22 protein-coding genes and 1 pseudogene are annotated in these 23,569 nt (G+C 60.6%); 12 read left to right on the plus strand and 11 right to left on the minus strand.

All coding sequences use genetic code 11. From position 1 onward, the window contains the following. Positions 1–272 precede the first annotated feature (272 nt). Complete coding sequence (locus ABR989_RS04120) at positions 273–1,031, minus strand: COG4705 family protein (protein WP_428125922.1); 759 nt, start codon at positions 1,029–1,031, stop codon at positions 273–275. 653 nt (positions 1,032–1,684) lie between these two features. Between ABR989_RS04120 and ABR989_RS04125 the strand changes: the two genes are divergently transcribed. Next, positions 1,685–3,235: a hypothetical protein gene (locus tag ABR989_RS04125; RefSeq protein WP_428125923.1), complete on the plus strand. Its 1,551-nt coding sequence runs from the start codon at positions 1,685–1,687 to the stop codon at positions 3,233–3,235. Between the two features lie 7 nt (positions 3,236–3,242). On the opposite strand, the gene ABR989_RS04130 is transcribed toward ABR989_RS04125, so the two are convergent. Both ABR989_RS04130 and ABR989_RS04135 read right to left on the minus strand, forming a co-directional pair. Beyond that, the gene (locus ABR989_RS04130; protein WP_428125924.1) at positions 3,243–4,994 is read right to left on the minus strand and encodes a hypothetical protein; all 1,752 of its coding nucleotides are present in this window, start codon (positions 4,992–4,994) and stop codon (positions 3,243–3,245) included. A 239-nt stretch (positions 4,995–5,233) separates the two neighbouring features. Then, on the minus strand, positions 5,234–6,244 hold the full coding sequence (locus ABR989_RS04135) for a TIGR03560 family F420-dependent LLM class oxidoreductase (RefSeq protein WP_428125925.1): 1,011 nt from the start codon (positions 6,242–6,244) through the stop codon (positions 5,234–5,236). A 93-nt stretch (positions 6,245–6,337) separates the two neighbouring features. On the opposite strand from ABR989_RS04135, the gene ABR989_RS04140 reads away from it, so the two are divergent. From ABR989_RS04140 to ABR989_RS04175, 8 genes are all read left to right on the plus strand, one after another. Next, complete coding sequence (locus ABR989_RS04140) at positions 6,338–6,820, plus strand: DUF4149 domain-containing protein (RefSeq protein ID WP_428125926.1); 483 nt, start codon at positions 6,338–6,340, stop codon at positions 6,818–6,820. A 10-nt stretch (positions 6,821–6,830) separates the two neighbouring features. Beyond that, positions 6,831–7,385, plus strand: coding sequence for a hypothetical protein (locus ABR989_RS04145; RefSeq protein WP_428125927.1), 555 nt, complete (start codon positions 6,831–6,833; stop codon positions 7,383–7,385). Then, on the plus strand, positions 7,382–8,053 hold the full coding sequence (locus tag ABR989_RS04150; protein WP_428125928.1) for a (2Fe-2S)-binding protein: 672 nt from the start codon (positions 7,382–7,384) through the stop codon (positions 8,051–8,053). Before ABR989_RS04145 ends, ABR989_RS04150 begins: the two co-directional genes overlap by 4 nt. Continuing rightward, a complete protein-coding gene (locus tag ABR989_RS04155) occupies positions 8,053–10,260 on the plus strand; it encodes a xanthine dehydrogenase family protein molybdopterin-binding subunit (protein WP_428125929.1) in 2,208 nt (735 codons plus the stop codon). The genes ABR989_RS04150 and ABR989_RS04155 overlap by 1 nt, the downstream gene beginning before the upstream one ends. Positions 10,261–10,276: 16 nt before the next feature. Next, positions 10,277–11,269 (plus strand): FAD binding domain-containing protein, encoded by a 993-nt coding sequence (locus ABR989_RS04160; protein WP_428125931.1) that lies wholly within the window; start codon positions 10,277–10,279, stop codon positions 11,267–11,269. Between the two features lies 1 nt (position 11,270). Continuing rightward, on the plus strand, positions 11,271–11,477 hold the full coding sequence (locus ABR989_RS04165) for a hypothetical protein (RefSeq protein WP_428125932.1): 207 nt from the start codon (positions 11,271–11,273) through the stop codon (positions 11,475–11,477). Positions 11,478–11,637: 160 nt separating this feature from the next. Further along, entirely contained in the window at positions 11,638–12,180 is a 543-nt protein-coding gene (locus tag ABR989_RS04170; RefSeq protein WP_428125934.1) for a carboxymuconolactone decarboxylase family protein, read from the plus strand. A gap of 49 nt (positions 12,181–12,229) precedes the next feature. Next, a complete protein-coding gene (locus tag ABR989_RS04175) occupies positions 12,230–13,036 on the plus strand; it encodes a mycofactocin-coupled SDR family oxidoreductase (protein ID WP_428125935.1) in 807 nt (268 codons plus the stop codon). Between the two features lie 190 nt (positions 13,037–13,226). On the opposite strand, the gene ABR989_RS04180 is transcribed toward ABR989_RS04175, so the two are convergent. The 4 genes and pseudogenes from ABR989_RS04180 to ABR989_RS04195 form a co-directional block, all read right to left on the minus strand. Beyond that, positions 13,227–14,006 carry an LOG family protein gene (locus tag ABR989_RS04180; protein ID WP_428125937.1) on the minus strand — a complete coding sequence of 260 codons (780 nt, stop codon included), beginning with the start codon at positions 14,004–14,006 and terminating at the stop codon, positions 13,227–13,229. Beyond that, positions 14,003–15,481, minus strand: a complete 1,479-nt coding sequence (locus ABR989_RS04185) for an RNB domain-containing ribonuclease (RefSeq protein WP_428125939.1) — start codon at positions 15,479–15,481, stop codon at positions 14,003–14,005. The genes ABR989_RS04180 and ABR989_RS04185 overlap by 4 nt, the downstream gene beginning before the upstream one ends. 358 nt (positions 15,482–15,839) lie before the next feature. Further along, a complete protein-coding gene (locus ABR989_RS04190; protein WP_428125940.1) occupies positions 15,840–16,418 on the minus strand; it encodes a hypothetical protein in 579 nt (192 codons plus the stop codon). A gap of 33 nt (positions 16,419–16,451) precedes the next feature. Next, a pseudogene (locus ABR989_RS04195) lies at positions 16,452–16,583 on the minus strand (ATP-binding protein); the annotation flags it as partial. A 37-nt stretch (positions 16,584–16,620) separates the two neighbouring features. On the opposite strand from ABR989_RS04195, the gene ABR989_RS04200 reads away from it, so the two are divergent. The 3 genes from ABR989_RS04200 (at position 16,621) to ABR989_RS04210 (ending at position 18,894) form a co-directional block, all read left to right on the plus strand. Continuing rightward, the gene (locus tag ABR989_RS04200) at positions 16,621–17,451 is read left to right on the plus strand and encodes an enoyl-CoA hydratase/isomerase family protein (RefSeq protein WP_428125942.1); all 831 of its coding nucleotides are present in this window, start codon (positions 16,621–16,623) and stop codon (positions 17,449–17,451) included. A gap of 625 nt (positions 17,452–18,076) precedes the next feature. Next, a complete protein-coding gene (locus ABR989_RS04205; protein WP_428125943.1) occupies positions 18,077–18,310 on the plus strand; it encodes a hypothetical protein in 234 nt (77 codons plus the stop codon). Between the two features lie 35 nt (positions 18,311–18,345). Further along, positions 18,346–18,894, plus strand: coding sequence for a DUF2062 domain-containing protein (locus tag ABR989_RS04210; protein ID WP_428125944.1), 549 nt, complete (start codon positions 18,346–18,348; stop codon positions 18,892–18,894). 171 nt (positions 18,895–19,065) lie between these two features. On the opposite strand, the gene ABR989_RS04215 is transcribed toward ABR989_RS04210, so the two are convergent. The 4 genes from ABR989_RS04215 to ABR989_RS04230 form a co-directional block, all read right to left on the minus strand. Then, positions 19,066–19,722 carry a response regulator gene (locus ABR989_RS04215; protein WP_428125946.1) on the minus strand — a complete coding sequence of 219 codons (657 nt, stop codon included), beginning with the start codon at positions 19,720–19,722 and terminating at the stop codon, positions 19,066–19,068. A gap of 40 nt (positions 19,723–19,762) precedes the next feature. Further along, complete coding sequence (locus tag ABR989_RS04220; RefSeq protein WP_428125947.1) at positions 19,763–21,631, minus strand: sensor histidine kinase; 1,869 nt, start codon at positions 21,629–21,631, stop codon at positions 19,763–19,765. Between the two features lie 110 nt (positions 21,632–21,741). Continuing rightward, the gene (locus ABR989_RS04225; RefSeq protein ID WP_428125948.1) at positions 21,742–22,443 is read right to left on the minus strand and encodes a formate dehydrogenase subunit gamma; all 702 of its coding nucleotides are present in this window, start codon (positions 22,441–22,443) and stop codon (positions 21,742–21,744) included. Further along, complete coding sequence (locus tag ABR989_RS04230; protein ID WP_428125950.1) at positions 22,440–23,504, minus strand: cytochrome c3 family protein; 1,065 nt, start codon at positions 23,502–23,504, stop codon at positions 22,440–22,442. Before ABR989_RS04230 ends, ABR989_RS04225 begins: the two co-directional genes overlap by 4 nt. Between the last annotated feature and the right edge of the window lie 65 nt (positions 23,505–23,569).

Here is a 23,569-nt window from a genome sequence, read left to right on the forward strand (position 1 = left end):
TAGTGCGGTTTGTTAGTGCGCGCGCAGTTCGGAGCGACGAGAGTGTTCCCAGGGTAACCAAGGGGGGTCGTCCGATCCGTTCGACATCTGTCGCGACAAGATTTTCAGCACCGCCCGTGCCAATGCTGGAAGCGCTGATTCCACAAGGCTTTTTTCATACTTCAGGCTCGCGGCATTTCAAAATGCATCGTGCTTTTCGATGCAAACTTCATCGACATCCCCGAGCCGCAGCGATACCCTCGTCCAGCGTTCGCTCATAGGCTCATTTCCTGCTATCCCGGATGGCTGCCCGCTCTTTGGGGCGTGAACAAAATACAGGCGAAGATGAAAATCGCGATGATTAAAGAAGAACTGATACGGCTGAGATTGAAACCGCCATCCGCATGCGGCTTGGTCAGGAGATCGCCGAGCGTCGCACCGAGCGGCCGGGTCAGGATAAACGCCATCCAAAACAACAATGTGTGCGACGCCTTGGTATAGAAGTATGCGGCTGCGACCAGCACCAGCGCGCCGGCAAAAACCAGCGCCCCTCCTCCGAATCCGAGTCCGGAATCATCGGCTAGAAAGTCGCCAAGGGCGGTACCCAGCGTGTTAGAGAATAGAATCGTCGTCCAGTAGAACATTTCGACTTTGGCCGACGTGATGTTGTTGACGGACACAGAGCCCATGGTGAACCGCCATATTCCAAGAACAAGCATCAACATGGTGAAGAGAGTCAGCGAACCTCCGATGTAACCGATCCCGAGAGAACGATCCGCATAGTCCGCCATCGTCGTGCCTACGGTGGTAGTTGCGACGATAACGGCCCAATACAGAAATGGATGGAAGGATTTCGAGGTGACCTGAGCTGCGACAGTGACAATGAAGAAGGTGAAGAAAATGGCGGTGCCGATCGCGTACCCTAGATGCATAGTCATCGACACCGCATCGGCGGCTGTTTCACCCATAGTCGTTGCGGCGATCTTGATGACCCAGAAAGCCAGGGTAACTTCTGGCACCTTGTTCAAACTGCTCTCGGGAACCCTATTCATGGTATCGTCTCTCCACCCAGCGGCTGTCAGCCCCGCGAGCCACGCGATGCGCAAGTTGTTTTATTTTCTTTCTCAGGTGATTACTACTCAATTCCCCGTCCGCCCATAGGAGGAAAAGTCGCTTTTATGGTACGATGCCGCCCGGACGCGATATTCGAATGGAAATTACTATTCTGAGCAATGGGGTGTTGTTCGCAAGCGCAGATGGTGGCGCCACTTGGACTACGATCAGCCCGAACTGAACCCGCATATGGTCGGCCCACAGGAGGGAAAGTCGTCATTGCTTAATATCTCAATCGATGAGCGCAGATGCCGGCCTTGCGATGAGTTTCGGCGTGCCGACTAATAGCTCATCCGAGAAAGCAGGGAGGTCAATCGATTCGACCGGAGTCATCTTATGGTCTTCGACGCGTCCGGAAATCTTCTTCGCGCGGAGAGAGATTAAGCAGCTCGTCCTCCTATCGCTCGCGTTCGCTTTTGTCTTTTTGTACCCGATTTTGTGCGATAGCAGCTTATCCGGCCCGGGAATCGGCGCCTGGCTAATCAGGCCCCAGCTCGAACACTTTACTGCGATCCCGAGCGACGGCGCAGACCGTGATTTGTTTGTGCAACTGCGCTGGGTTCCCTACTACACCCTGACACATTTTCACCAATTGCCGTTTTGGAATCCGTACAAGTGCGGCGGGATGCCCATGCTTGGCAATCCAGAATCGGCAATAGTCACTCCGTTCCTGTTGCTCTATTTGATATTCGGCTTGATACCCGGGATGCTCCTCGAGATTTACCTGCATGTCGCGATTATGTTCGCCGGCGGTTACGTACTCGGGCGGGAACTCGGCCTCGTCCCGCTTGCCGCGCTTGTGCTCGCCGCAATGTTTCCATCGAGCTCCTGGCTATCGCTGCATATTGCTCTGGGTCACCTCAACTTTCTCTCGGCCGCCTATATTCCGTGGATTCTGGCGCTGCTGCTCGCGTCGTGCAGGTTGCGGCGATGGCATCTAGCGATGCTGGGCGGACTGCTCTGCGCGCTGACGCTGACGGAGGGGAATTACGGATTCGTTTTTGCCGCGATGCTGGTCGCGATCGTTGCGGTATGGTACGCGACGACTCAACTAAGTGTCCGGCCCCTTCTGGCTGCGTCTCTGATCGGAATTTTCGCCATCGCCTTCAGCATGCCAAGGCTCATCCCTACCGCCGAACTGTTGACGATACATCCGCGCGAAATACAACTTTCCTATCTGAGCTGGCACGGTGCTCTTGTCTCACTGTTCTCGAGAGACCAGGACCTTTGCGCTCCGATGGTCGCGTCATTCCTCTTCTCCGAGTATGCCGGCTATATCGGCGCGCCCTTTGCGTTGCTCGCACTAATCGGGGCAATCGGCAATGTGCGCAAGTCGTTTCCGTGGGTGCTCGGGGCGATCTTTTTCTTCACGTTGTTTCGCGGGGACACGAGCCCTAATGCGCCAACGATGTGGTTGCGGCTTCTGCCTCTTGCCGGCAACATCGGTCTGTGCGGACGCTGGGTGGTTCCGCTGGTATTCTGTGTCGGTGTGCTGGCCGCACTCGGTGCGCAATCATTGTGCGAGCGGCCACAACAGTGGGGCCGGCGCCTGGCCGGGATACTAATCACGGTGGGCGTGGCCGATGCGTGGCTGGTATGCGCGCCAAATTACCGCTACCTGTTTCAACCGGCAGCTCGGGCGCCTGCGCCATCGCAAACGTTTCGCCAGTACTATACGGAATGGGCCCCGCCGTTCACGTCGATAGCCATGGCTGGGATGGGTTCCCTCAGTTGCGGGGACCGCGGCTATCACGTGGATCCACCGAAGGGCACCGTACTCGGATACAACCAGACAGGATATCGCGGTGAATACTACTTGCTTGGCGCCGGCAAAGTGACCGAGACTCTATGGTCGCCCAACCTTCTGCGCTACGAGGTCGACGTTCCCCAAACAACCTCGCTGGTGGTCAACCAGATTATGTATCCTGGGTGGCGTTTGACGCACGGCAATGGATTCGCTTACGCGGAGAATGGACTTATCGCTGTGCGCGTTCCATCCGGTCGCCAGGAAATCGAATTGGTATACACTCCCCGCCACATCGTGGCGGCATGCGCGATCGCGCTTTTCGCTTTGGCGACGCTGATAGTGGTTTGGCGGATAGAATCGCAATCCGTAAGTCGGCGCCGCTCCAACCCTTGCTAGGCCATCTCTAGCTCGCGTCAAGGAGCGCCCGTCGCGACTCCCATCGAATCAGGACAAATGCGACGAGCGTGGTCAGAATCGAGACTATTATCCCGCAGATTGCCGCGAGGCTGATGTATCTGAGGACGATTCGGCTTTTTCCGGCCGGCGCCTTTACCGCCAGCAATCCATCCCAGGAAAAGGTTGGGCCCGCGCCCGACATGACTCGCCACGATGGATCGTAGTTCTGATTGACGACCAACAGCGAAGGCCCCGGCGCGTCCACGGCGTATTCGAGGCGGTTGGGAGTCCATCGCGCAAGCGTCACGGAGCCTGCGCCGAGCAAGTACTGCTCTCCGCGATAGCCGGGTTCGTTCCACCCTTTCGCCTCTGTCGGCCAGGGGGGGGACACGTAGCAGTTCACAACGCCTTGGTGATCCCGAATCACCGCCGACTCCGCGAGTGCGGGTGAGCGTTCATATTGCGCGAACTCGCCATGCGTCGGACCAGGACCGACCACGTCCAGCAATATGGTGCGCAGGTTGGGGGGACCGACCAGAACCAAATCGACGCCACCAATGAGTATGAGAAGGGCGGAAATTGCGAGCGCGGCCGGCGAGCCGCGGCTGCATACGGCGTCGATGCCGACACCGGCCAACACTGCCACCATCAGCGCGAATGGAATCAGGAAGCGCGACGGCAGGCGGCTCGAAGAAAACAGCGGCATACTGTGCAACCAGACCCACAGGCAGTTCGGACTGGTCGCTCCGCGCGCCAATTCGAAGAGAACTATTCCGGCGAAAATCCATGGGATGGCTCTGCGCGGGAAGAACAGCGCCATCACTGCGATTATCCCGAACAAGCCCACGTATGCGCCCGATTCCCAGAAGCCCCAACCGTTCACGCTTGTCCGATTGCGATCTTGATTGCGGGACAACAGTGACTGACTTAACGCGTCGAGCGAGTTCGTAAAGTTTGCGTCGGTTGGGCGCGGATGCGATGCCATCACCTCAATCACCGGCAAACCCTTGACCGCGCCGAATCCAGCGGCGAAAAACGCCGCGACCACTAGCGCGATCAGCGGGCGCGCACTCAGCCGCACCGCGGCTCGACCAACAAGCACCAGCGCGAGCGTCAGACCTTCGAAGAGTGGGAGATATGGGTTGCCCTCAAAAAGGCTAAACGCTATCAATGCGCCGCACGGCGCCGCGTATCGAAGCTTGCCGCGCTCCGATGCAGTCCATCCGGCCGCAATTATCCACGGCAGGTACACGAAAACCATGATAACGATCTGGCCCTCGGAAGCGCGCAGGAAAAACCATGAACTTCCGGCGAACGCGGTAGCAGTACAGATTGCCGAGATACGTCTCATTCCGAGCACTCGGCCCAGCACGTAGCCCCCCGCCCATGCGATCGCACAGTAAAGGATAACCTCGAGATGCAGGCCCACCACCGGACCGAACATCACCGTGAGAAAAAACCAGGGCGTCAGGAAATGAGAATTGGGATCACCAAGCATCGGCATGCCACCGCATTCAAACGGATCCCAGAATGGAAACTGATGGTATTGGCGGACAGTCCAATATGCGGCCCGTTGGGAAGCGGAAATTTGATCCCAGTCGTTAAGAGTACCCGGAATCGACAGATGGGAAACCAGCGGGTAGCAGAAGAGCACCGCAAAGGCGGTGCTCCCGATAGCAATCGCAATCGCCTCAGTCCTGGTGAAGCGTCCGCGATCGAGCAGGATGTCCGCCAGTTTTGAAATATTGCGCCGATACAAGTTAGGTGCCTATCGCTTGCCCGACCTCGCTGCACATTCTACGCTCCGATTCCAACTCGTCGTATAGACCGAACGGCATTCCTCGGCAAGGTTTTGGCCTGATAACCGCTTCGGTGTTACCGCGAGGAGCCGGTTTTGCGTCTGGCGGGCGCCAACGCGGAAGTTCTCGGTCGCTACGGTGATCGATTAGGCCGCTCAGTAATTCCCGAGGGATGAATTATTCGCGCTCGTCGCGCGGCTCAACGCGAACGGAACTGCGGGAGGATGTCTTCGGCGAAAGCCTGGATATCCTCTTCGGCGGTCATCGGTGGATTGTGCATGAATATGAAGTGCGTGACGCCGGCTTCGATGAATCGTTCGATTTTATCCACGCACTCCTGCTTGCCGCCGATGATGATCCGATCGCGCGCCTTGTCCGGTGTGGTCTGCGCCATCATCGTGACGATCCCGGCAAGCGTCTCCTCGCGCTGTTTAGGGGCCTTGTAGCACAACGCGAGCATCAGGGTCTTTTCGATTTCATCGGTATTGCGCCCGACCGTATCGCCGTGGCGCTCGATCACTCCGATGAGCCGTTTCATCTCGTCCGCATCGGCGTTGCCCATGTTCCACATATCGGCATGTTGCGCGACTATCTTGAGCAGCACCTTTTCGCCATGCCCGCCGATCATCAGGGGCAGATGCTTCTGCACCGGCTTTGGATTACAGACCGCGTCGACCACGTTGTAATGCTTGCCCTTGAGCGTGGTCTTCTCCTGGGTGAACATCCCCTTGATGATCTGGCATGATTCGTCGAGCGCCTGGAGCCGGCCGCCAACGGTTTTGAAATCGATGCCGAAGCTCCGATGTTCCAGCTCGTACCATCCGGCGCCGAGCCCCAGGTTGAGCCTCCCACCGCTCACTTGATCGAGCGTCGCGGCCATCTTCGCCATGAGACACGGGTTGCGGTAGGTGTTGCCGTTGACCAGCGCGCCGATACGCGCACGCTTGGTGTTCTGGCTGAGTGCGCTCAGTAGAGTCCAGCTTTCCATGCACGGGCCGGTCGGGTTGGGCACGAAGATGGGATAGAAGTGATCGAACACCCATAGTGAGTCGTACCCCCAGCTATCGGCCTTGCCCCAAAAGGCGCGCAATTGCTCCCATTCAATGTTCTGCTGTCCGGTCTGCACTCCAAAGCGAATCGGATGCTTGTCCACGCGGTTTCCTCCGTGATGGCTCTCGATGGCGTCGTGGTCGTGTAACGTCGGTTGCACCTGCCGCAAATGATTCTAGCATTTCGCGGGGGCCCTCGCGCCGCAAAATTACGCTTGCTCCGACGCGACTCGGAGCGATACAAGCGGTACTTGATGCTTAGTCTCCGCTTTGCCGTGCTGTTCATCCATATCGTCGCCGTGATCGTCGCGCTGGGCGGCTCGCTGTTCAGCACTTTCGCACTCGCTCCCGTTTTGGCCGCGGAACTCGATCCGCCCGCGCGGCTGCGCGTCGCCCGCCGAATCGTTCGCCGCCTGGGCGCGATCGTGCTTACCTCGCTGGCCGTGCTGGTTGTGACGGGAATCTTCAACGTGCTGTTCATCGGCGGCGTTTCGATTCTGCTTGCGATCAAATTGATCCTCGTCGTTGTCGTTATCGCCCTCGCGCTTTATCAATATGGAAACATCGGCATGCAAATCTGGAGGATCTCGGCCGCGGGTCCGAGTCCGGAAGTCGCAGACCTCCAGGCGCGCTTTCGCCGCGTCGGTCTGACCGTCGGCTCGGTCGCGTTGCTGATTGTCTATCTCTCGATCGGACTCACGCGCGGCTCAGGCGCGATTGTCGCGTCCATTCGTTGAGGGTCCACAGATGCCACGAAAAAAATCGCCGCGCCGAACGCCAGCCTGGATGCGCCGGCTTACCGCGCTCGCAATCGCGCTCGGCGTCATCGCGACACTCAGCTACGGCGCGGGCGCGCATATCGCAGTGCGATACCTCAATCCCTCGTTCGGCGCGTGGTGGAATTCCAACGAGTTTGCAATCATAGAGTGCGCGGCTGCGGCGGTCGGAATGTTGATCGGAATTCGCATCGGCGCGCGACTGGTAAATGGCGGAGCGCTCAGGAACCGCTCGATGATAGCCGCGGTAATTGTTTGCGCGCTCGTGCTGCCGATCGTCGGGCGGCTCAGCGCTGAAATTGCGCGCCTTAGATTCACCAGCGGCGCACTCGCCAACGGATGGCTCATCGACCGCTTCGGCTACGACGTGGGAATGTTCTCTGACAAGCTTCTGGTAGCGGGCGTTTACTCGATCAAAATCGCGGCATTTGCGCTTCCAGTGGGGATGGTTCTCTTCGGTGCGGCGATTGCTATCTTAATGACTGCAAAGCCTGTCGGCGACGCCGCTGGCGCAATTTCCAAATGAATCGAGACGACCGCAAGCCCCGCAAACCGCCCGGCATCAGCCGCCGATCGTTCATCAAGGGCGCCGGTGTGGTCGCTGCTGCGGCAGGCCTGGTGCGCGTGCGGCCGGCAGCCGCCGATGAAAAGACGCTGCCCGCCGGTGTCGTAGAAAAGCTCGGGCCTGAAGCTACGACGATCGAACTGAACATCAACGGCAAGCCCGCGACGCTTGAGATCGAGCCGCGCGTAACCCTGCTAAGCGCGCTCCGGGAGCATCTTGGACTGACAGGCACGAAACTCGTCTGCGATCGCGGCGCGTGCGGGGCATGCACCGTGCATCTCGACGGCAAGCCCGTGACGTCGTGCATGGTGCTGGCTATCGATGCGCGTGGGCGCCAAATCACCACCATCGAAGGTCTCGGCACGCCGTCGAATATGCATCCCGTGCAGGCCGCATTCGTCGAAACCGACGCGCTGCAATGCGGGTTCTGCACGCCGGGGATGGTGATGTCGGTCGCGGCCGCGCTCGAGCGCAATCCGGCAGCTACTACTGACGAAATCAAACACGCAACCGCCGGCAATATCTGCCGATGCGGCACTTATCCGGACGTCTTCGCGGCCGCTTTCAGAGCCGTTAAGCCTGGACCTGCCGGATCCGCGCGTTCTGTCCGCGCGGCGAAGGACGCCTGATGTCGCGGCGCGTCACGCTCAACCTCGGCTTTCAGGGCAACACGCGCGACGTCACGGTCGTCATTCCCGATGACGAGCCGACGCCTTGGCAATGGGGCGAGCGCCTGTCCGTGGTCGGCAAGCCCACGCCGCGCGTTGACGGACCACTGAAAGCGACGGGCGCTGCGCATTACACTTACGATATCGAATTGCCCGGGATGCTTTACGGCGCGATCCTGCGCAGTCCGCGGCCGCACGCGCGGATTCGCAACATCGATCTGTCCGCGGCGGAGCATCTCGATGGCGTGCGCGCGGTTCTTGCTCTTGAAGATCGCGAAATCCGTTTCGCCGGTCAGGAAGTCGCAGCCGTTGCCGCTATCAGTTCCGACCTCGCCGCCGACGCGCTCAAGTTGATCAAAGTCGATTACGAAAAGATGCCGTTCGTGGTTGATATGGACCGCGCAATGGCGGATTTCGCCCCGCGCGTTTTCGGTAGCGGATCCAACGTCGGCAGGACCTCGACTTCGAGCGTCGGCAATGTCGCAAGAGGACTCGAGGTCGCGGCGAACACGATCGAGGCTGCCTACACGACGGCCGTGCAGACGCACGTCTGCCTCGAGACGCATGGCGCGGTTGCGAGCTTCAACGCGGCGCGAGACCAGCTCACGGTATGGTGCTCGACGCAGGGGGTTTTTTCCGTGCGCGACGATCTGGCGGTGTATTTCAGTCTCCCACCCGACAATGTGCGCGTAGTCTGCGAGTTCCTTGGCGGCGGCTTCGGATCGAAATTCGGCGCAACCCCCGAAATGATTGTTGCCGCGCGGCTGGCTGGGGCGACCGGCGTGCCGGTCAAGGTGATGCTCCCGCGCGGCGACGAGCATCGATCGACGGGTAACCGTCCGAACTCGGAGCAGAAAGTCAAGCTGGGCGTCGATCGCGACGGAAAGCTGACCGCGATCGATCTTGTGCAACGTGGAAGCGGCGGGATCGGCGGTGGTGCGGGCAGCGCGGGCCCGTTCAAGTCAATCTATCGATGCGCCAATATCCGCACCGAGGAACGCAACATCTACACGAACGCCGGCCCCGCGTCTCCGATGCGTGCGCCCGGCTGGCCGCAGGGATGCTTCGCGCTGGAACTCGCGATGGACGAGATGGCGCGCAAGGCGGGAATCGACCGGCTCGAGTTCCGCCGCCGCAACAGCGACAATCCGGTCCGTGCCGCCGAATACGAAATCGGCGCGCGCGCGTTTGGATGGGCTGAGAAAAATTCGTCGCCGAAATCTAGCGGCGCCTTCAAGCGCGGAGTCGGCGTCGCGTCTGCCGAGTGGCATGCGGTCGGAGTGCCGGGGCCGGAGGCGCAAGTGATCGCGCATCGCGACGGCGCCGTCGAGGTTCGCGTCGGCACCCAGGATATCGGCACCGGCACGCGCACGATTCTCGCGATCGTCGCGGCCGAGGAACTCGGCCTGCCGGTGGATCGTGTGAAGTCCGAAATCGGCGACACGCGATTTCTGTTCTCCGTCCCGAGCGGTGGTAGCCTGAGCGCGCCCTCGAACACGCCCGCGGTGCGCCAGGCTGCGGCGCATCTCAAGGACAAGCTGTTTCGGATCGCGGCGCCGATACTCGGCGCCGAACCCGACGACCTCGAGGCGTCCGACGGATTCATTCGGGTGCGTACCAACCCCTCGCGCTCGCTCGCGTTTGCCGACGTATGCAAGCGAATCCCCGGCGATTCGATTTCCGCGCAGGGCGAGCGCGTGGCCAACTACGAAGGCTTTCGGACCGATCAGGCGGGATGTCAGTTCGCCGAAGTCGAGGTCGATACCGAAACCGGGATCGTCCGCGTGACGCACGTCGTCGCGGTCCACGACGCGGGACGGATTATCGATCCGCTGATGGCGCGCAGCCAGGTCAACGGCGGGATCCTGATGGGAATCGGGTTCGCGCTGTTCGAGAATCGCCGGATGGATCCGATGCTCGGTATCATGGTGAATCCCACGATGGACGACTACAAGCTTCTCGGCTCGCTCGACGTCCCGCGGATCGACGTGACGTTTTTCGAAGTCGCCAACGGCATCACCAATACCGGCGTGATGGGACTCGGCGAGGTGGCGCACGTAGCGAGCGCGGCCGCGGTTGCGTGCGCGGTGTACGACGCGATAGGCGTGCCGGTGCGTTCACTTCCGATCACGCCCGATCGCGTGCTGGCGGCTCTGGGACGCGCGTGAAGGATTTGGAATTGCGATGAACCGATTCGAGGTGATCACGCCGGCCGATCTCGCAAGCGCCTCGCGACTGCTTGCTCAAGACGGCCACGTCGCATTTGCGGGCGGCGTCGATGTGCTCGATCTGTCGAAGCAAAATGTCGAGTCTCCAACCGCACTCGTGAATTTGAAGGGGCTGAAGGAACTCGGTGGAATCGAGGTGCGCCCGTCTGGAGAACTTCGCCTCGGTGCGATGGCGAAGCTGAGCGAAGTCGCGGAGCACCCTGCGATCCGCGCCAGGTTCACCGCGATTGCCGAGGCCGCCGGCGAGGTGGCCACGCCGCAGATTCGCAATCTTGGGACGGTCGGCGGGAATATCCTGCAGCGCCCGCGATGCTGGTATTTTCGCAATCCCGACGTGAATTGCCTGAAGAAGGGCGGCGACACGTGCTACGCGATCAGCGGCCTCAATCGTTACCACGCGATTTTGGGTGGCGGTCCGGCGTTCATCGTGCATCCGTCGAATCTTGCGCCCGCGTTGATCGCGATGCGCGCGAGTGCGACGATCGTCGGACCGGCTGGCGAGCGCACTGTCGAGCTCGAAAAATTCTTCACGCTTCCTACCGTCGATCCGAAGCGGGAAAATTCCCTGAAATCCGGCGAAATAGTCACCGAAGTGATCGTGCCTGCATCGCCTTCGAGCGTGCGCAGCCATTACCTCGAGGCGCGGGAGAAGCAGAGCTTCGATTGGCCGCTGGTCAGCGTCGCGATCGCTCTCGATCGCGCGCCCGGCGCGAATACTGTCCGCGATGCGCGCGTCGTGATGGGCGCGGTGGCGCCCGTGCCGTGGCGATCGCCCGAAGCGGAAGCTGCGCTCAAAGGCGGACCGCTCGACGAGTCGCGCGCTCGCGCCGCGGCCGAAGCCGCGCTGAAAGACGCGCGGCCGATGTCCGACAACGCGTACAAGGTGGTGATTGCGAAGGTGATCGTGCGCCGCGCGATCATGAGCGTCGCTGGCCTGGAGGCCGCCTGAGATGCCCTCGCCATCCGCCGGATTCTGCGCTCATCTGCGCACCAAGACCGCGTACTACCGCACGCCTGACGGCGAACGGATTTTCAAACCCGATGAGTCGACTGCGTGCTACACGTGCCTCAAGACGCAGCGGCCGGTGGGACCTGACGGGCGGCCCGTCGATGCGCAATCATGCGGCGCTGACCGCGGATGTTTCGAGCAGGAATGAAAAATCTTGGACGAGGACCGAAACGCTGCCGCGAGAACCCGCTGTGGGGCGCGCCGCGCCTGAGCCAATCGGTTGACCGGCGATCGAGACACGATGATGCTGAATGCGAGATTGAGGATTGTGACTCCGTGAAGAGCGCCGTGTCATTGCGGAGGACGACATGAGCCGCGTAGCGCCGATTTCAGAAGCCCACGCCGAACCGGCCGCGCGCGAGGAGTTGCAACGCCAGCGCCTCGCGCACGGGCGCGTGACCAACATGAAGCTCACGCTGGCGCACTCGCCGATCGCGCTGGACGCTCTGATGCAGTGGTATCCGCTGCATGACGCGGTCGCGCGCTTCCTCGGCGAACGCGCGACGACGCTTTTCGTCCACGCGATCTCGGCCCAGACCGATTGCCTCATCTGTTCCACATTCTTCCGCCGCCTGCTCATCGAAGCCGGCGAAGACCCCGATTCGCTGAAGCTCAACGAGACCGAGCGCGCGGTGGTTGACTACGGCCGCCAGCTTGTCGTAGACGCCAATCGCGTGAGCGACGAGCTCTACGCGCGGCTTGAGAGTTTTCTTAAGCCCGCGCAGATCGTCGAGCTTACGGCGTTCGGCGCAATCATGATCGCGACCAACGCGTTCAACAACGCGCTGCGCGTCGATCTGGACGAATATCTCCAGCCGTTTCGGCGCAAGGGTACCCCCGCCGACGGCTGAATGGCTCCAGCCGACGCATCATTCGGCGGAAATCCTTCGGGAGCGCATCGTGTACGACGACCTTCGAGACAAAGTGGCGCTGATTACCGGGGCGGCTCACGGTCAGGGTCGGGCCTGCGCCATCGCGCTCGCCCGCGAGGGTGTTCACATCGCTGCGCTGGACGTGGCGAGGCAGCTGGCTTACCCCGGTTACGCGCTCGGAACCGCGCACGAGCTGGACTCCGTTGCGGCCGAGATTCGGAGCCTCGGCGTGCGCGCTCTCGCGCTCGTCGCCGACGTGCGCGACGGCCGCGCCGTGGCCGCCGCCGTCGGGGAAGCGATCGAGACTTTCGGACGAATCGACATCCTCTTCAACAACGCGGGCATCTGCGCCTATGGTCTCGCTCAAGAGCTCAGCGAGGAAGCCTGGGACGCGATGCTGGACATCAATCTGAAGGGCGCGTGGCTGGTGGCGAAGAACGTGATTCCGCAGATGATTTCCCGCCGGTCGGGCGTGATCATCAATAACTCGTCGGTCGCCGGGCTTCGCGGCATGGCGCGGTTAAGTCACTATGCCGCCTCCAAGTGGGGACTGGTCGGATTGACGAAGTCGTGGGCGATCGAACTGGCGCCGCACAAAATTCGCGTGGTTTCGATTCATCCCACCGGCGTGAACACGCCAATGAATGATGGCCTGGCGTCGCTCGAGGGGAGTACGCCGCTGGAAATCGCCGAGCGCTCCGCCGGCAATCTCCTCCCGGTGCCGTGGATCGAGCCCGAAGATGTGGCCGCGGCGGTGGTCTTTCTCTCCTCGGAACGAGCGCGATTCATCACGGGCTCCCAGTTCGTAATCGACGCGGGGTTGCTGAGCCGATGATGCACCGCGCGCCGCAACCGCGATGAAGAAATCGGCGTTGATTCATTCCGATCGATGAGTGGTTCATTTGTCCATTTCTGTCCATTGGCCAGCCCGAGCACGGCATCGGGAAGCTCCGGCCGCGGATTCTCCAGGTGTGCCTGCGCAGGCACAAGGGTCAATGAGACTGGTAACCAGTTGAACTGTTTGCTCAACCACGCGGCTGACGGGATGTCCGCGAGTGGGCAAAGGCGGGTGCGGTCACTTCAGCCTCTGTCGTGAGCGCGTCCTGCAGCACACCAAGCGCCGTGGCCGGATCGTCGACATAGCGGAAGAGGTCGAGATCTTCGCGGCTGATCATTCCATGACGGACGAGCGCGTCGAAGTTGATGATCTCTTTCCAGTACTCCGAGCCGTAGAGAAGGATCAGTATCCGGCGATCCAATTTTCCAGTTTGCTGCAAAGTCAGTATCTCGGCCATCTCGTCCAGGGTGCCGAAGCCTCCGGGGAAAACAACTAGCGCACGCGCGAGATGCGCGAACCAAAGCTTGCGCATGAAGAAGTAGCGGAACTCGAAGGACAGCCCGCGGCTAACGTAGGGGTTGGGCCGTTGCTCATGCGACAACCCTATGTTGAGGCCGATAGTCCTTCCGCCCGCCTCTGATGCGCCCCGATTTGCGGCCTCCATAATCCCGCCCCCTCCACCCGTGCAGACCGTATATCGGTGTGCATGAGAGGCGAGACTTATGGACCATGCGGTGACGAGTCGCGCGAGCTCTCGGGCCTCCTCATAATAGCGACCGAGAGGACCGTCGGGGGCGAGCCGAGCCGACCCAAAGAAGACGATAGTATGGTGGATGTGCTCGCGTCGAAAATTGTGCAGCGGCTGGAGGTATTCCGCAAGTATGCGCAGCGGGCGAGCGTCCTCGTTCTCAAGGAACTTCTCGTCCTTGTATGCAAGCGGGGAATGGATCACCTCGCGCGGTTTCATGATGACGCGACCTTGGCGAAGTCGATAAAGCCGCGCTCGACGTTGGTGTCGACCAGCTTGACGCGGACGCGATCGCCGACGTCAAGACCCTGGTAGCCGCGCACGACTTTACCCTCGGCGGCGGGTTGAATGATTCGGACCCAGGTCCCCTTCTCTGAAGCGCCGGTCACGATCGAGTCGAATTCATCGCCGATCCTTGTTTCGAGGAGAAGTGCGGCGGCCGACTTATCCACCTGCCTCTCGACCTTGGCGGCGGCGTCTTCTTTTTCCGTGCAGTGTCGAGCCAATTCGCCAAGTTCCTCGCTAGTATAGGGTACCGGCCGTCCCTCAATCGCGGTCTTCAGCAAGCGTTGCGTTATGAGATCAGGGTAGCGCCGGTTCGGGGCGGTGGAATGAGTATAGTCTTTGACCGCAAGTCCGAAATGTCCCTCTGCTTGATGACCAGGAAGCTCCAGCACGTACTCTCCACGGCCCAGGAGTTTGATCACCGCCAGCGAGAGATCCGGAAAATGGTCAGGATCGGCCTGACGGCGCTTCACCAGGAAGTCCTCAAGAGCCATGATATCGGGCCGCGAGGGCAGACGCGCACCCAAGCCGGCAGCCATCTCCACGATCCGATCCCATCGCTCGGGTACGCGTAGCACCCGACGCAGCGAAGGAAAGCCCTTGCGCTCGAGGTACTTCGCGGTAACACCGTTAGCCGCGATCATGAATTCCTCAATCAGTTCTTTGGCCCGATTATTTTTCTCGGATCGTAGATCGGTCAACAGGTCGCCGTCGAACACGGGCCGAGCCTCGACCGTTTCCAAACTCAACGCACCGTGTTGATGCCTGAGCTGCTTCATGGATTGTGCAACCCGATCCTGAATACGGAGCTGCTCGTCAAGCCCCGCTACCGACGGCATTTGCGCCAAGGCCGGCGCGACTCCTTCGAGCCAGGCGGAGACGCCGTTGTAGGCGAGTTTCGCGTGATTGACCACGACCGCCCGGTAGATGTCTCCCCCGCTCACAACGCCATCGCCACTACCAACCTCCATCTCGATGACGACGGCGAGCCGTTCCTGGCTCTCGCCAAGCGATGTCAAGTCGGTCGAGAGCTTTTCCGGAAGCATCGAGAAGATTTCGGCGGCCGTGTAAACGGAGGTTGTATTGGCCAGCGCATGGACGTCGATCGCTGAGCCTCGCTTGACGATCGCGTCAACGTCTGCAATCGCGACGAGTATCTTCACCGTACCGCCAGCCGCGGGAACAGCGACCGAGAGCTGATCAAGGTCGAGCGAATCATCGTTGTCGATCGAGGCCCAAGGGAGGCTCCGAAGATCGCGGAAAGAAAGATCCGCCTGGGCTGGTTTGCCGATGGCGTCTGTTTGTTCGAGGACGGCGGCCGAGAACTCCGGGAGCAAGCCCCGTTCCAGCATCGCCCGTCGCGCGATGCTCCTCAGCTGGTCTCTGGCGGTATTGGTAACCCGATTCATTGCCGGGATCGTACTCCCTGTACCGCTTGGGTGTCAGACGTTCAGTTGCGAATCAAGACTTTCCGGCCCGCGACCGCCGTTCTCAGCCCGCCTGGCGGTATGCAAATATGCAAGAATGCTCGCCCGGCTCCGGGCCGGCCGCAGGCTGCCAGTTAAGCCCTGCTAATGGGTTTTGCCGCTCCGTTCGCCTCATCTCCGGGCACTTTTGCCGTGGAAAATGATCACTTCGCTGCACAATATGATCAAATCCGCCGCCCGGCTACACTCGCTGCTCGTGGCAGGGGGAGCGCGAGGGGGACCTTCCCCCTCGCTGTTCTGTTGAGATCTCGCTCGGTAAGCTGGCTGGATCAGTCAAGATCTACGGCAGGGCTTTATCCGGCCATTTCGTCTGCTGCGATACAGCTCCGGTCTCCAAGTTCACAAGAACTACGAAGTCATTGTCTTTGCCGAAGCCTTTGACCCCGTACAACGCTCCCGGACTCACCGTCGCGACTGAGTGTGGAGGAACGATCTTGAACGTCGGATCTGGGGTTTGGTCGAGAACAACCCGATGACTAACTTCCTCCAAGTTGCGAATGCGGTTGTTCGCCCTGCTGTAAAAGAACGTAGGTGAGTGCCAAGCCTGATGACCGCCAGACGATGTCGTATTGTACACAAAGAAGCGAGAATCAGGGGTCCAGCGGCCTTTCTCCACTTTAAGCCCGTGCTCTCCTTCGTTCGACGAATCATCTTTTGTACAAAGTAGCTTGTCGCCGGTTCCGTGGATCTCGACGCGGCTCTCTTCAAAGCCTCCGTTGTTATGCAGAGGGATAATCAGTGCTCGCAACGCTCCGTCGGGGGAGGCTATTACTTGCCCGGGCGCCTCGGCCCTGGCGCTCCGGTAGCTTCCGAACACCAGAATCTGGAGGACAAGCAATACGGTGAGCAGCTTTTGCATCTTACTGAGTGAAGCCTTATCCAACCACATACGTCATCGTTTTTGAAGCTTTTGCTGTGTTCCAAGCAACCCAGCTTTCCGCTTGTCCTTGAGTCTGAAGCTCTCCCCCTTGATGTTGACAATGATCGAGTGGTGCAGGATACGATCGAGCATCGCCGCGGTGAGCACGGGAGGCCGCGTGACCAATCAGGGGAGAGACGTCATGGCTAGTGTGTCGAGGCCGCGTGAGAAGCGCATCGCCAAGCCGCCAAAGGCGGCGAAGTCAGAGGCGGTGCTGCTCTATCAGGTGAGGGATGAAATCGCCTTCATGACGCTGAATCGGCCGGAAAAGCTGAACGCGCTCAACGGCGCGCTCAGCGACGCCTTGTGCGCGACCTGGAGCCGGTTCGAGGCCGACCCGGCAGCCAAGGTCGCCATCCTGACGGGCGCAGGCAAGCACTTTTGCGCCGGCGCGGACGTGAGCCCCGGTGCGATCGATCGCGAAGTGCCATTCCAGGTCCATCAAGGCTATCCGCAAAACGGCATCACCGTGTTCAAGCCCATAGTCGGCGCGATCAAGGGCTACACGCTCGGGGCAGGCTATGCGCTCGCCGTGCGCGGCTGCGACATTACGATCGCCGGCGAGAGCATGCTGATGGGTTTTCCGGAAGCGCGGATTGGCACGCCGCTCCCACCGATGGAGTATCTGCCATACATGCCCTTCAAGATCAGCCTCGAGTTCATGCTGCTAGCGTGGAACGGCGGGCAGATCATGGACGCACATCGCGCCTATGAGGTCGGGCTGGTCAACAAGGTCGTAGAGGATGAGCGCGTGATGGACGAGGCTATCCGCTGGGCTGAGCTGCTCAAGAAGATTCCTCCGCTCTACATCAAATCGGTCAAGTACGGGCACTACAAGACGACGGACAACAAAGTCCGTGTCGATGAACGGGAATATATTTTATTCACCCATCCGCAGGAGATAAGCCGGGACCGTCAAGAAGGGTTGCAAGCGTTCTTGCAGCGGCGGGAGCCGAAATTCACGGGCCGCTGAGCCCGTGGGCACGGGCAGGGGTGACGCCTGCAGCCAGTATTAAGGCCGCCCGCCGTTGGCGGGCGCGGGCAGGGGTGACCCCTGCACCCAGTATTAAGGCCGCCCGCCGTTGGCGGGCGCAGCCCCTGCGCGGGCGCGCCGTGTTTCCTCTTCTTAATACTGGCCTCCCGTACCAACGGGTCTTAATGCTACGCAAAGGTCTCCACAGGGCAACGCAAGGAAAAAGATCCGGGGTCCCTCGGCTGCGCTCGGGATGACACAAAGATAAGAAGCGGACGGATAAAGAATGCGGACGCAGAATCCTGAATCGCGCGCGAAAAAAATCGCGCGCTGTAATCGGACTTTTCACTCTCCCCTTCATCCCTCTCCCTAACAGGGAGAGGAAATTAAGAGAGAGGCAAGGAAAAAGATCCGGGGTTCCTCGGCTGCACTCTCGGGTGAAATTTCCGGCTCTCTCAGGTGAAATTTCCGGCTCTCTCGGGTGGAATTCCCCTCTGCCCCGGATGTTTTTCCCCTTGGCGCTCCGAACCTTTTCCTGAGTCGCTCGGGCGGTTGCCCAATTACTTAAACCGTTCGCAGCGCCTATGTTCATACTTAGCAAATGAACAGATGGAGGTGAACGGAGATGCGAAGGTACAAAGGCGGAAAACCCGCAAAAGACGGTTTCTATCTGAAGAAGGGTGAATTGGAGATCGTGACGGTCGAAGGGGAGAATGGCAGGCTGCCGGGCGGCATCGAGAGCGAATACATCAAGGTGCCGGATGTTCTGTTCGTTCCGCTCGCGCTGATACGCGGTGTGTTGTTCGTAATTTTCCTGCCCTACGTCGCCCTCGCAATAAGCGCGCTTGTACTGGGGTGATGAAGACAGGAAATGAAGACGGGAGGTGAAGGGAAATGCTGACATACAGAGGCGGAAACCCCGCCAAAGACTGTTTCTACTGGAAGAAAGGTGAATGGGAGATCGTGACGGTCGAAAAGGAGAGCGGCAGGCTACCGGGCGGCGCCGAGAGCGAATACATCAAGGCGCCGATTCTTCTGCTCGTGCCGGCGGCGCTGCTGCTCGGTGGATTGTTCGTAATTTTCCTGCCCTTCGTCGGATTCGCGGTGATTTTCGTGATGATCGGGGTGAAAGTGGCTAAGGGCGTGGGAGTTTTGATCTCGAACGTTGCGGAGAATCTCGCGCAGCTGCCGATTTTCGCAGGTAATCCGCGTCTTGCGATGGCTACCATTTCCGGCAACTCTGCGGCCAGACCTCCGCGGAGAGTTCGTCAGGCGGAAGTCAGGGGCTGCAGCGTGGGAGAGGCGGAAAGCACAGAAGACCTGGATACCGAGGAAGAGTTCGCAACGGAAACCGGGGAAGACCCGGTAGCTAATACCGCGGAAGAGTTCGCAATGGAAAACGCGGAACACGAAAACGCGGAACACGTGGATCGCGCGCGGTGAAGCCGGCTATGCGAGCTTGCGATCCATACTCTGCGACGGCGCAGCAGGAGGTTGCGCCGTCGCGCGATCGTTGTTCTGATGCGGATTCGCGCAGGCGGGTGGCGCGCGAATCCGCTTGATGGCGGAGATACGAAAGAGGGGCGAGCGCCACCGCTGGCTGCGGCGGCACGCTCAGGTCTCGACGCGGATCACGCCTTGTCTAATAGCAAACTTAATTACGTCGGTTCGGCTGTGAAGGTTGAGTTTCTCCATCACGTGCTCGCGATGTGACATCGCGGTCTTGATGCTGACTTTGAGGAACCCCGCGACTTCCTTGTTGCTGTGTCCGAGCGCCACCAGTCTCAAGACCTGCTTTTCGCGGTCAGTCAACGTCTCGTAAGGATCGTCGATCCCGGCTCCCGCCTCCTGTGGCGCATGTTGTAGCGCTTCTCTGGCGATCTCCGGGTCGAGCACGAGGCCGCCCTGGGTGACGGAACGAATCGCGGCGACCAGCTCCGAGCCGAGCACGCGCTTGAGCACATATCCGGCAACCCCGGCCTTGAGGAAGCGTTGGACATACTCACGGTCATCGTACTGGGTCAGCACCAATACCCGGGTCTTTGGCACTTCGCGCTTGATTTCCAGGGTTGCCTCGAGTCCGCCAAGGCCAGGCATCGCGATGTCCATCAGGACTACGTCGGGTTTGAGGCGCCGGCATTGCTCGATGGCCTCACGACCATTGGTCGCCTCGCCGATGACTTCGATACCTTCGGCCAAGGTAAGCAACGCCTTTATCCCGTCACGCATGAGCGCGTGATCGTCGGCGATAAGCACTCGAATCTTAGTCATGATCAGCCACCAGTGGCACGGTCAGTATAACCCTGGTGCCTTAGTCATGATCAGCCACAAGTGGCACGGTCAGTACAACCCTGGCGCCTTGGCCCGGCGCGGACTCGATAACTGCGCTGCCGCCCAGTAGCTCGACCCTTTCCCTGATACCGGCCAGTCCAAGCCCACGTCCGTCGACTGCGGTAGCGGAAATGCTCTCCGGATCGAAGCCGTCGCCGTCGTCTTCGATCTCCACGGTAACCGCCCGCGGCCCGAGCACGCACTGGATGAGCACGGTTTTGGCCTGCGCGTGCTTTACAATATTAGTGATCGCTTCCTGAACTGCCCGAAAGAGGGCGGTCTCGACCTCCGGGGGAAGGCGTCCGTTGGCCTCATCGAATTCGCAACGGACCGAGACTCCGCGCCGCTTCAAGTCGCGTTCGGCGTACCATCTGATCGCAGGAAAAAGTCCGAGATCGTCGAGCATCGAGGGCCGCAGGTCAAAGCTCATCCGGTGAATCCCGTCGAGCGTCTTGATAGCGAGCGCTCTTACTTCCTGCAGGCGATCGGTCGAAGCCCCATGTGGCAGCGTCGCCATCGCGGTGTCGAGCCCGAGTGCGAGCGCGCCAACAAGCTGGCTGGTCTCGTCGTGGAGCTCGCGCGCGATCCGCCGGCGCTCCTCTTCCTGGGCGCTGATGAGCTTTTGCAAGAGCTTGGCCCTGAGTTCATCGCGCTGCCTGAGTTCCTGGTAGAGCCGGTTGATCTCCCGCGTCCGTTCCTTGACCCGCAACTCGAGCTGGTCGCGAGCGCCCGCCACATCCTCCAGCGATTGCCTGAGCGCGACCCGCATCTGCTCGAGCGCCGCACCGAGCTGTCCGACCTCGTCCGCGCCGAGTTCGGGAATCGGGGTCTTGAGCTCGCCGGCGGCGATCCGCCCGGCCGTCCTAGTCAGCAGCGACAGCGGCGCGGTGATACTGGCGGCGGCGCCGAGAGCGAACATCAGCGACAGCAGAACGAGTGCGGGGGCCCCCGCGAGAATCTTCCACCGCAGGGCCACCGCTGTGGAAAACGCCCGCTTCTCGGGTTGACGGATATTTATTCCCCATGGCGTCCGCGGCGACAGCGGCGCAAACGCCATCACCTCGTCCACCCGGACGTTGACTGGGCCGCTCTCGTGACATCCGTGACAAGTGCCGGACATCTGCCTCTGCTGCTTGATGAGCGCCTCGAGAGAATGACGATGGTCGCTCTCGGTATAAAGCCGCGTGGCCGCCGTGCTAGCGATGACGATACCGTTCTGATCCACCAGGTCGACGGTCTCGCCCGTATCCAGCGGTACGAAGTTCAGCAGCGCGCGAAAGCCCGGGCTTTCCGGGAGAATCTCCCCACCCACCAGGCCGGCCACCTGGCTCTGCAGGTTCCTGACCGGTATCAGGAGAAAGAGCCGATGGGCACCGGCTGGGCCCGTCGAGAGCGCCGAGACTTCCGGCACACCCTTTTCGAGCGCTTCCCTGACGGCGGGAAGTTCCTTCAACGACGGATCGAGGCCGGGGCCCTCGACGGGTTCCGCTTCGACGAGCCGGCCGGTGCTGCCGAGCAAGAACACCTGGGACAGGAGGCGGGAGCGAAGATAGGCCTCTCTGAGCGCGCCGTGCGCAACGGTCGGATCGCCGGCCACGCCGACTCCCAGTGCGGGCGAGATCGCCTCGAGCAGCTCGAGTTGCGAATTCACCACCGAATCAACATGTGCGGCCATGCTGATAGCCAGATGTTGGCGCTCGGCCAGCACCTGGTTTTCCAGCGAGTGCACGCTTGACCAACTCAGCGAGCCCAGCAATGCGATCGGGCCGAGCGTCCCGGCCATCGTCAGGAGCACGATCCGTGTGCGAAGACCGCGCCGCGCACTCTGCTTAGCAGCGACCGTTGCCATTGTTCCATCCGCCCACCGTCCGGGCGGCGCCGTCCGTCGCAGGGTGACCGGCTAAACGACTGCGCGTGCGAGGTTGGGACGTACCCGCAGCGCCCGCCCGCGCGCCGTGCTCAAGCTTCAGGGTGCGCGTCGCGCTCTTGCTTTGCATCGGCGCGCATTCGGTCGTACTCGATCGGATGTTCCTTTTCCATGCGCTCACGGGTCACCTTTCCGGTGAAAATGCCAACGTCAAACGGAAATACGTCCGGCGATAAATGAGCGTTGTAGATATGCCAGGTGATCACGACCAGAAAGGCCAGCAGCCCCTCATTGCTATGCGCGATTCGTGCCGCCGGGATGAACTCGCCGGGCAGGAGGCGCGTTGTCAGCACGGGAAGGTAGAGCATGAACCCGGTCATGATCATCAGCATCGAGCCCAGCACCATTCCCCAGTACTCAAACTTCTGCCGGTAGTCATAACGGTCGAATTGAGCCTGCTCGTCGGAGAGCCGCAAGTAGTAACGGATCATCATCACCGCGTCGCTAAAGTCCTTGCGGGTCGGAACGATCGAAGGCTTCGACCGGCGGGAGGCCACCAGGTACAGGGCCCACGCCAGGTGGCCGACAACGACCGCCGCAAACAGGATTCCTGCACCCCGGTGAACCCATCGCACGTTTTGGAGGCCTCCCATCGCCGCGATCAGCCACTGCGCCCATTGCGCCTCGAAAAATTTCTGCGCGAAGCCGCTCACCGCCAGCACCAGAAACAGCAGCATCACGCAGGCGTGCTCGATCCGCCGCTCAACGGAAAACCTGATTACATACTCGTTCATCGGTTCACCACTACCCGCCACAGATGCAGCAGAATCTGAAGCACCAATCCGCCGATCACGAACGGGATGAATATCATGTAAAAGACGCTGACTGCGTACACCAACGGGGCATGGCGCAGGCTCGGCTCGTAATGTCCAATCCACGCCGAAGGAAAGTTGGGACCGGCCGCGCGATGGCATCGGCGGCAGGTCGCGAGCAGGTTCGCCTTTATCACCGGCGAGCTCCGGTCGTTGACCCGCGCGATGTCATGTATGCCGTGACAATCCGTGCAGGTTGCGGTGAACGCGCGCGGGTCCGCCTTCTCGGAGCGCTCGATCGAGGCCGTCACCCCGTGGAAGTCGGCCAGGTAGGTCGTAAGCACGTCGGTCGATATCCGGTATTTCGCCATCATCTGCTTGTTGGTATGACATCGAGCGCACAACTGCGGGATGGCCAAATGCCACGACGCCGCACGCGGATTGGAATTGTCGTGCGGATGATGACAGTCGGTGCAGACCGGCACATCGTGGTTGTCTTCTTCGAGCAGCGCCTTGCCATGGACGCTTCGGACGTAGGCGGCGGCGATCGCCGTGTGGCACTGGGCGCATGTGCGCGAAATCAGGGCGCGTGGCCGGGCCGGCCGCGTCATCGCGTGCGAGCCGTGACAATCGACGCAGGTCGGCGCATTTTGGTCGCCCTTGGCGAGTTTGGCGTAGTGAACGCCGTCGAGCAGCCTGCTGTACTCCGGGAAATGGCATCGCTTGCACATCTCGTAATACGCCAAGCGCATCGCGAGCCGGTTCGGGAAATGCTTCGTATCGTGCGGAGATTCGACCATATCGGTGTGACAGTCGGTGCAGACGAGCTTCCCCCCGTGGACGGAATGGGCGAAAGCGTGTTGGTCGATGAAAAGCGAGATCTTCTTGCCGTCGCCCAGCTTGTGCACAAACTTCGGATCGTCGTGACAAGTCATGCAGGAGGCGATGGAAGGAGGATCTGATGCGGTACCCGCAGCCTGCACTCCTGTGAGGGAAATCAGGGCGCCGGCCAACGTCATTAAAATTGCTAATCTTAAGCTCATCGGCGGATTAGATTATCATCGTGGATATAGCAAGACTAGGGCTGTGGCAGTCAAAAAGTCCGCGT

The sequence above is a fragment of the Binatus soli (SeqCode) genome (genome assembly GCF_050015535.1).
Lineage (GTDB): Bacteria > Desulfobacterota > Binatia > Binatales > Binataceae > Binatus > Binatus soli.